The organism is Caulobacter sp. P1_B12_2 (genome assembly GCF_056406675.1).
Window position 1 is genome coordinate 1 of sequence record NZ_JBFTZS010000185.1, and the last position, 8,321, is coordinate 8,321.

The 8,321-nt window shown below is 68.9% G+C and carries 8 protein-coding genes and 2 pseudogenes; 7 read left to right on the forward strand and 3 right to left on the reverse strand.

Annotated elements, in window-relative coordinates; genetic code table 11:
• From AC1DZ6_RS13085 to AC1DZ6_RS13095, 3 genes and pseudogenes are all read left to right on the forward strand, one after another.
• Nucleotides 1–335, forward strand: a pseudogene (locus AC1DZ6_RS13085) (hypothetical protein); the annotation flags it as partial.
• Nucleotides 335–1,219 carry a hypothetical protein gene (locus AC1DZ6_RS13090; RefSeq protein ID WP_477097607.1) on the forward strand — a complete coding sequence of 295 codons (885 nt, stop codon included), beginning with the start codon at nt 335–337 and terminating at the stop codon, nt 1,217–1,219. The pseudogene AC1DZ6_RS13085 and the gene AC1DZ6_RS13090, both read left to right, overlap by 1 nt.
• Before the next feature lie 156 nt (nt 1,220–1,375).
• The gene (locus AC1DZ6_RS13095) at nt 1,376–2,602 is read left to right on the forward strand and encodes a multidrug effflux MFS transporter (RefSeq protein ID WP_477097613.1); all 1,227 of its coding nucleotides are present in this window, start codon (nt 1,376–1,378) and stop codon (nt 2,600–2,602) included.
• A gap of 58 nt (nt 2,603–2,660) precedes the next feature.
• Here AC1DZ6_RS13095 and AC1DZ6_RS13100 read toward each other — a convergent pair whose 3' ends face one another.
• Both AC1DZ6_RS13100 and AC1DZ6_RS13105 read right to left on the reverse strand, forming a co-directional pair.
• Nucleotides 2,661–4,265: a cisplatin damage response ATP-dependent DNA ligase gene (locus AC1DZ6_RS13100; protein ID WP_477097608.1), complete on the reverse strand. Its 1,605-nt coding sequence runs from the start codon at nt 4,263–4,265 to the stop codon at nt 2,661–2,663.
• Between the two features lie 44 nt (nt 4,266–4,309).
• Nucleotides 4,310–5,050 (reverse strand): hypothetical protein, encoded by a 741-nt coding sequence (locus AC1DZ6_RS13105; RefSeq protein WP_477097609.1) that lies wholly within the window; start codon nt 5,048–5,050, stop codon nt 4,310–4,312.
• Nucleotides 5,051–5,145: 95 nt separating this feature from the next.
• Here AC1DZ6_RS13105 and AC1DZ6_RS13110 point away from each other — a divergent pair, with 95 nt between their 5' ends.
• Entirely contained in the window at nt 5,146–5,562 is a 417-nt protein-coding gene (locus AC1DZ6_RS13110; protein WP_477097610.1) for a PaaI family thioesterase, read from the forward strand.
• Nucleotides 5,563–5,681: 119 nt separating this feature from the next.
• Nucleotides 5,682–6,614 carry a DUF2167 domain-containing protein gene (locus AC1DZ6_RS13115; protein ID WP_477097611.1) on the forward strand — a complete coding sequence of 311 codons (933 nt, stop codon included), beginning with the start codon at nt 5,682–5,684 and terminating at the stop codon, nt 6,612–6,614.
• Between the two features lie 7 nt (nt 6,615–6,621).
• On the opposite strand, the gene AC1DZ6_RS13120 is transcribed toward AC1DZ6_RS13115, so the two are convergent.
• A complete protein-coding gene (locus AC1DZ6_RS13120; protein WP_477097614.1) occupies nt 6,622–7,629 on the reverse strand; it encodes a ligase-associated DNA damage response exonuclease in 1,008 nt (335 codons plus the stop codon).
• 41 nt (nt 7,630–7,670) lie between these two features.
• Here AC1DZ6_RS13120 and AC1DZ6_RS13125 point away from each other — a divergent pair, with 41 nt between their 5' ends.
• Entirely contained in the window at nt 7,671–8,183 is a 513-nt protein-coding gene (locus AC1DZ6_RS13125; RefSeq protein ID WP_477097612.1) for a PaaI family thioesterase, read from the forward strand.
• A pseudogene (locus AC1DZ6_RS13130) lies at nt 8,180–8,321 on the forward strand (PaaI family thioesterase); the annotation flags it as partial. The gene AC1DZ6_RS13125 and the pseudogene AC1DZ6_RS13130, both read left to right, overlap by 4 nt.

Sequence of the window (8,321 nt, forward strand, 5' to 3'; positions counted from 1 at the left end):
CCTTCATGGGCATCGTCGCGGCCCTGACCGAGGCCACCTCCGCCATGACCGGCGGCGGCGCGGCCATGCAGGGCGCTCTGATCAGCCTGCTGACGATCGCCGCCACCAAGTTCTGGACCTCGATCGCGGGCGTGCTGGCCTCGATCATCCTGCGCCTGGCCGCCCGCCGCCGCCGTCACGGCATCGAGGTGTCCGAAGCCCACTTCTTCGCCCTGCTGGACGCCTGCGTCCGCTTCGCCCCGCCCGAGAAGGTGATGCTGGAGCAACYGGCCGTGCTGGGCCGCATCGAGGCGGCCCTCCAAGGCCGCGTCGGGACCTCGGCGAGCGCGGCTTGATGCGACGCAGGCGCAGCAGGACGAGCGACGTCGAGGAAGGCGAGAGCTACTACGTCTCGATGACCGACATGATGGTGGGGGTGATCTTCATCTTCATCATCATGCTCAGCTATTTCGCGTTCGAGTTCCGCTCGACGACCGCCAAGCTGACGACCTCGAAGCAGCCGGAAACCACGGCCCTGCTGCAGACGGCCGCCAATCTCACGCCCAAGACCGCCGACATCGAGGTGGACTACAAGGCCCAGGTGCTGTGCGTGCCGGAAGCGACGCTGTCGGAGACCGGCGAGGGCGCGGCCGGCGAGCGCCGCTGCTTCGCCTACTCGCCGCCCACCAAGAGCTCGGTCAAGATCGCTTCGGCCTCCGACGCCCAGAAGCTGCTGATGCAGTCGCTGGACGCCGACCTGCGCGACGAGCGCGTGCCGATCACCGGCGACCCCAACACCGGTTCGCTGAACTTCCGCGCCGATCAGCTCTTCCTTCCCGGCACCGCCTCCCTGTCCGCCGACGGCCAGCGGATCGCCGGAAGCGTCGCCCAGTCCCTGATGCGGCGCCTGCCGTGCCTGGGCTATGGCGTGACCGCCGGCTCGGATTGCCGGGAGGGCGACGTCAAGCTCTCGGTGGTCAACGTGACCAGCGCGACCAATCTCGACGCGTTCACCGCCGAAGGGCAGGAGGCCGCCGCCCTGGCCTTGCGCCGCGCCGCGGTCTTCCACCAGGCCTTGACCGCCGCCCAGCCGTCGCTGGCCGCCTTGCGGAACGCGCCGCCCGGACAGGCCGGATCGCAGCCCCTTCTGCGGGTCGCCAGCGTGGGCCAGTCGCAGGAAGGCGCTTCGAGGGTCGGCGACGACCAGACGGTGAGCATTCAGTTCCAAATGGCGCCCTGATCACCAGCCCATTTGGCGCGGGGCCGGCGCTGCCCTATATCGCGACCATCGCGTCTCGCGCCCGCCGGCGCTTCGGCGTCCGGCCCGTGAAAGAGCGTCATGTCGTCCAGTCCCATTCCCGCCCCGGCTCGTCCTCACGCCGGGCCCCATCCCGGCATGGGCTTTGGTCAGTTCGTCGCCCTGATCGCGGCGATGATGGCCACCAACGCCCTGGCCATCGACTCGATGCTGCCGGYCATGCCGCAGATCGGCGAGGCCCTGGGCATCGCCTCGGCCAATGAGCGTCAGTGGATCCTGACCGCCTATCTGCTGGGCTTCGGCGCGGCTCAGATCGTCTACGGACCGCTGGCGGATCGCTATGGCCGCAAGCCGGTGCTGCTGGTCGGCCTGTCGCTGTACGTCGTCTTCGCCGCCCTCTGCGCCTTCTCCACCTCGTTCGAGATGCTGCTGATCGCCCGGGCCCTCTGCGGCGTCGGGGCGGCGGCCACCCGGGTGCTGTCGGTGTCGATCGTCCGCGACTGCTATAGCGGCCGGCAGATGGCGCGGGTGATGTCGCTGTCGTTCATCGTCTTCCTGGGCGTGCCGATCATCGCCCCGTCGGTGGGCCAGGCCATCCTGCTGGTCGCGCCGTGGCCGTGGGTGTTCGGCATCCTGTCGATCTTCGGCCTGGCGGTGATCGCCTGGTCCTGGATCAAGCTGCCCGAGACCCTGCATCCGGAAGACCGCGTGCCCCTGGAGGTCACCCCGGTGCTGGCGGCGTTCAAGGAGTGCCTGACCAACCGCATCGCCGTCGGCTACACCCTGGCCGCCACCCTCGTGCTGGGCGGGCTGTTCGGCTTCCTCAACTCGGCCCAGCAGGTGTTCGTCGACGTGCTGGGGGCGGGCAAGCTGTTCACCCTGATCTTCGCGGCGATCGCCGGGGGCATCGCCGTCTCGTCCCTGGTCAATTCCCAGATCGTCGGGCGCCTGGGCATGCGGCTGGTCTCGCACGTCTCGCTGTTCGGCTACATCGCCTTCGCGGTGGTCCATGCCTTGGTGGCGCTCAGCGGCCACGAGACGCTCTGGACCTTCTCGCTGCTGCAGGCGGGGATGATGTTCTGCTTTGGCATGGTGATGTCGAACTTCGGGTCGATCGCCATGGAGCCGCTGGGCCACCTGGCCGGCACGGCGGCTTCGGTCCAGGGCTTCATCACCACGATCGGCGGCGCGCTGTTCGGCTTCTGGATCGGCCAGCTGTTCGACGGCACCACCGTGCCCCTGACCCTGGGTTTCGCGGGTTTCGGCATCGCCGGCCTGGCGGCCGTGCTGATCACCGAGAAGGGCCGGCTGTTCCACGCCGGTTCGGGCGCGCCGGCCGTCGAAGGCGCAGGGGCTGGTCACTAGGGCTTATTGTCAAGTTTCACTCAAGCTTGACCATGTCGCGATGAGCGGAATTTGAAGATCAGTCCAGCATTCGCTCCAGGGTCGCCAATTCGTCAGCCTCTCGCGACGGCTTGTCCCAGCGGATGCGGTTGATGCGCGGGAAGCGCATGGCCACGCCGGACTTGTGGCGGGTCGAGCGCTGCAGGCCCTCGAAGGCGACCTCGAACACCAGGCCGAACTCCAGGTCGGCGCGCACCGAACGCACCGGGCCGAACCGCTCGATCGTGTTGTCGCGCACGAACTTGTCGATCTGCTTCAGCTCCTCGTCGGTGAAGCCGAAATAGGCCTTGCCCACGGGGGTTAGATGCCGTGTCCCGGTCTCGTCCTCGCGCCAGACCCCGAAGGTGTAGTCGGAATAGAAGCTGGACCGCTTGCCGTGGCCGCGCTGGGCGTACATCAGCACCGCGTCGATCAGGCGGGGATCGCGCTTCCACTTGAACCACGGCCCCTTGGGCCGGCCGGGCTCGTAGACGCTGTCCCAGCGCTTGAGCATCAGCCCCTCGGCGATGGTCGGATCGCCCGCCGGCGGTTCGGCGCGCAGGGCGGCTAGCGCTTCCCAGCTGTCGAACGGCTGGATCTGCGACAGGTCGATGCGCGGGCTGGCCGCCTGGACGATGAAAGCCTCCAGCCGCTTGCGCCGCTCGGCGAAGGGCAAGCCGCGCAGGTCGGTCTCGCCGTCCAGCAGCAGGTCGTAGGCGCGGATGCCGGCGGGGAAGGTCTGGAGCTGCTTGGCGTCRACCGTCTTGCGGTTCAGCCGCTGCTGCAGGTCGCCGAATGACGCCACGACCCCGTCGCGCATCACTAGGAGTTCGCCGTCGATGGCGCCCTCGAATGTCAGGGCCTCGACCACGTCGGGAAAGGTCGCCGAGATGTCGTCGCCGGTGCGGGTGTAGAGCCGCCGCTCGCCACGCTCGCTGACCGCCTGGACGCGGATGCCGTCCCACTTCCATTCGGCGGCGTAGGCCTTGGGATCCAGCTTGGCGAAGTCGACCGCCTCGTCGATGGCCTGGGCCAGCATCACCGGCCGGAATCTGCCCGGCGCGTCGGGCGAGGGCTGTTCCGACCGCCCCTCGAGCCAGGCGAACAGGTCGCCATAGGGCGGGGTCATGGCGTGCCAGACCTCCTCGACCTGGCCGATCTCGACGCCGCCGAAGTCGGCGCAGGCCTGCTTGGCTAGGCGGGACGACACGCCGACCCGCAGGCCGCCGGTCATCAGCTTCAGCAGGGCCCAACGGCCGTCGGCGTCCAGGGCGTCCAGCCAGCTCTCGATCAGCCGCTGGACCTCGGCGCGTGACGCGGTGCGCAGGCTCTCGACCACCTCCGACAGATCCGGCTCGCGGYTGGCGCCCGGCCTTTCCGGCCAGACCAGGGCGACGGTCTCGGCCAGGTCGCCGACATAGTCGTAGGACCAGGCGAACAGCTGGGCGTCCATCCGGCTCTCCACCGCCTTGCGGATGAAGGCCGGCTTGGCGGCGTTGAACGACAGCGCCCCGGTCAGGGCCGCCAGCACCCAGCCACGCTCGGGATCGGGCGTTTCGCGCAGGAAGTCCTTGATCAGGGTGAGCTTGGCGTTGCGCGAGCTCGTCAGGGACAGCCGGTCGAGGAGGTGGGCGAAGGCGCGCATGGGAATGAAATGTCGCGTCCCGGCTTAGGTTCAAGTCGCGAGGTTCAAGTCGGCCGACTCTCGTCCAGCTGGCCCAGGATCATGATCTTCTGCCAGATCTTGCGGCCCAGGTCGGAGGTCAGGGTCTCGATGTCGTTGACGGCCGCGACCACCACCGGGTCGCTGCTCTCGCCGGCGTAGAGCGCCGCCAGCTTGGCGGTCAGGGCCAGCATCTCGGCGCAGTAGTCCAGGTAGCGGGCCAGCTGGAAGCGGTTCATCTCGCGGGCCGGCGAGGAGGCGGTGCGGGGGCCCAGCACCAGGGTCGGGTCCTTGGTCAGCTGGTGCATGTCGATCACGTGGGCGAACGATCGCAGCTCGTGCAGGGATTTCTGGACCCGCGAGCGCTTCCAGCGCGACTCCAGCGATACCAGGAACCAGATCGCCGCGCCCGACAGCAGCAGCAGATTGACGGCCGGCTCCAGGCTCGTGGCCAGGCTGAGCGCGCCGGCGTTGCGCAGGCTGGTCAGCCAATCGAGCCGGCCGATCAGCCCCGCCTCCAGCCCGATCGCACAGATCGCGATCACGGCCACCAGGGCCCGCAGGCCCAGATAAGGCCGCGACAGCCGTCGGGCCCGCTTGGCGGTGACCCGCGCCACGGCCGACAGCTGGTCGCAGACCTCTGACAGGCCGGAGGCCGGAAAGCGTTCTGCCACGCGGGCCTTCAGATGATCGAGCGTCTCGACCACCTTGTCGGCGTCCAGCTTCAACGCGCCCTTGCCCCAACGATCGCCCATGCGATTGGCCATTCGGGTCCCCCGATCCGGTCGCGACGCTAACACGGCGGTGAGACTTGAAGTCAATTCGAACATCTGTTTGAATTGACTGAACCGGAGACCGGCCCATGACCTTTCAGCCGCCCGAGCCCTTCGTCCCGCATCCGCGCAAGAGCCCGCTGACCACGCCTTGGGAGCCGATCTTCGCCGACATCCGCGAGGATCGTTGGGTGCTGGCGGTGGAGGTGCGCGAGCCGCACACCAACTCACGCGGCGGCCCGCACGGCGGCCTGATCGCCGCCCTGGCCGACAACGCCATGGGCCTGTCGTGCGGGGTGGTGCTGACCCGGCTGCAGATCCCCAGCAAGGGCCTGATCACCGTCTCGCTGGGGCTCGACTACATCGCCGCCGCCCAGATCGGCCAGTGGCTGGCGTTCGACACCGACTTCATCAAGCCCGGCAAGAGCCTGTGCTACGCCGAGGCCACGGTGGCGGCCGACGGCAAGCCTGTGGCGAGGGCGCGGGCGACGTTCAAGGTGGTGTGAGGGCCGCCGGATTTCATCCCCAAAAGGCAATCCCGCCGCCCTGGCCAAGCGCCGCGAGGCTCGCTAGCTTCACCGTGGGGTTCTAGGGGGATTTCATCTTGCGTCACTTCGCGCCTGTCTTGGCGGCTATCTTCGTCGGCGTCGCCGCGCCGGCCATGGCCGCGGATCAACCGCCGGCTCCGGTCGCGGCGTCTCAGCCGGACATCTCCTGGCAGGACCGCCTTCAGCATCGTACCGGGGTGATCGCGCTGCCGGTCGCCCACGCCAGGCTGAACCTGGGCTCGGACTACTATTTCCTGGACGCCGCCGCGGCCAAGCGGGTGCTGACCGAGGGCTGGGGCAATCCGCCCGAAGCCGGAGAGGGCGTGCTCGGCATGATCGTCCCGACTCGGTTCAAGCCGCTCGAAGCGGCGTCCTGGGGCGCGGTGATCACCTATCAGGATGTCGGATACGTCTCCGACAAGGACGCCCGCACGACCGACTACGACAAGCTTCTGGACCAACTTCGCGAATCCGAGGGCGACTCGAACGCCCGCCGGCAGGAAGCGGGTTATCCGGCGATCCATCTGGCGGGCTGGGCGGAACGTCCGTCGTACGACCCGGCGCGTCACCTCGTGATCTGGGCGCAAGACCTGGCGATCGGCGGCAGCGACACCCATTCGCTCAACTACGATATCCGCCTGCTGAACAAGCAAGGCGTGCTCAGCCTGAATGTCATCTCCTCGATGGCCGACCTGCAGGACGTGCGAGCGGCGGCTGGGAGCATTGCCAAGGCGGCGGTGTTCGACGCCGGCTCGACCTATGCCGACTACCAGAAGGGGCGCGACAAGGCCGCGGAGTTCGGCGTCGGGGGCTTGGTGGCAGCGGGTCTCGGCGTGGCCGTCGCCAAGAAGTTCGGCCTGTTGGCCATCCTGCTGGTGGTGCTGAAGAAGGGCTTCGTGGTCATCGCCGCCGCCCTCGCCAGCGGCGCGGCGTGGTTCCGTCGGGCGTTTGGCAAGAAGACGATTTCGGCGAAGACGCCGCCGCCGGGCGGTCCCGACCTGATCAGCTAGCGGGGCCTCACTCCCCCTCTTCCTCGTCATAGCCCACCAGCCGCAGCGCCCGGGCCGGTATGCCCTCAAGCTCGCACCAACGCTCCAACGCCTCTTCGCGGCCGTGGGTGATCCACACCTCGCCGGGGCGCAACTCGTCGAGGGTGGCGGTCAGCTCGTCCCAGTCGGCGTGGTCGGAGATGATCAGCGGCAGCTCGACGCCGCGTTGGCGGGCCCGGGCGCGCACCCGCATCCAGCCGCTGGCGAAGCAGTCGACCGGGTCGGGGAAGCGCCGCGACCAGCGGTCGGCCAGGGCCGAGGGCGGAGCGACGATGATCGCGCCCTCGAAGTCCTTCTTGGTCCCCGTCGTGGCCGGAGCCAGCGGGCCCAGGTCGATCCCGTGGCGCTCGTAGAGCCGGTTCAGCCGGTCCATCGCGCCGTGCACGTGGATGGTCTTGTCCCAGCCGGCCTCGCGGATCAGGCTGATCACCCGCTGGGCCTTGCCGAGCGCATAGGCCCCGACGAGATGCGAGCGCTCGGGGAACTGCTCGACCGACTTCAGCAGGGCGGCGATCTCGCCCTTGTCGTCCGGGTGGCGAAACACCGGCAGGCCGAAGGTCGCCTCGGTGACGAACACGTCGCAGGGCACGGGCTCGAAGGCCGGGCAGGTGGGGTCGCGGCGGCGCTTGTAGTCGCCGGAGACGACGATGGTCATGCCCTTCCAGCGGATCACCGCCTGGGCCGAGCCCAGCACGTGGCCGGCCGGGACCAGCCCGACCTCGACGCCGTTGTGGGTGAAGCTCTGGCCGTAGGGGATCGGCTCGCGGCGGCCGGCGAAGTCCTCGCCGTAGCGTTCGGCCATGATCGCCAGGGTCTCGGGCGTGGCGGCGACGACGCCGTGGCCGGCCCGGGCATGGTCGGCATGACCATGGGTGATCACCGCCCGGTCCACGGGGCGGACGGGGTCGATGTAGAAGTCTCCGGGCGGGCAATAGAGCCCGTCGGGCTTCGGACAGATCAGGTCTTGCGGCTTCATCACGATGGATATGGCAACGCGCCCGGCTATAAACCTATCCCATGAGCACGGATCTTAGCGCCGGCGAACAGCACCGCCTGATCGCCAACACCATGAACGAGGGCAGCCCCCAGGCCCGGGCCCTGGGCTTCCAGACCCTGGAGATCGGTGACGCCGTCGCCATTCTCAAGGTGCCGTACCGACCCGAGATCGTCGGCGACCCGGAGACCGGAGTGATCGCCGGCGGGGTGGTGACCACCCTGCTCGACCACGCCAGCGGCCAGGCGGTGCACGCCGCGCTCAGCGAATGGACCTCGATCGCCACCCTGGACCTGCGCATCGACTACATGCGGCCGGCCCAGCCGGGCCGCGACGTGCTGGCCCGCGCCCACTGCTACAAGGTCACCCGCTCGGTCGCCTTCGTGCGCGCCGTGGCCTACGAGGAYGACCCCGACGATCCGGTCGCCGCCGCCCAGGCCGCCTTCATGCTCGACTCCAGCGCCGGCAAGAAACCGGGCGCCAATCTCAAGCCGCCTCGGTCCAAGGCCCCTGACGAGACGGGAGGCAAGGCATGAGCGACRCCGACACCCGCCTGATCGCCGTGCTCGGCTCGATCCCCTACGCCCGGTTCATCGGCATGCGCGCCGAGCTGGCCGGCGACGAGATGACGGCCATCCTGCCGTTCTCCGACCATATCGTCGGCAATCCGATGC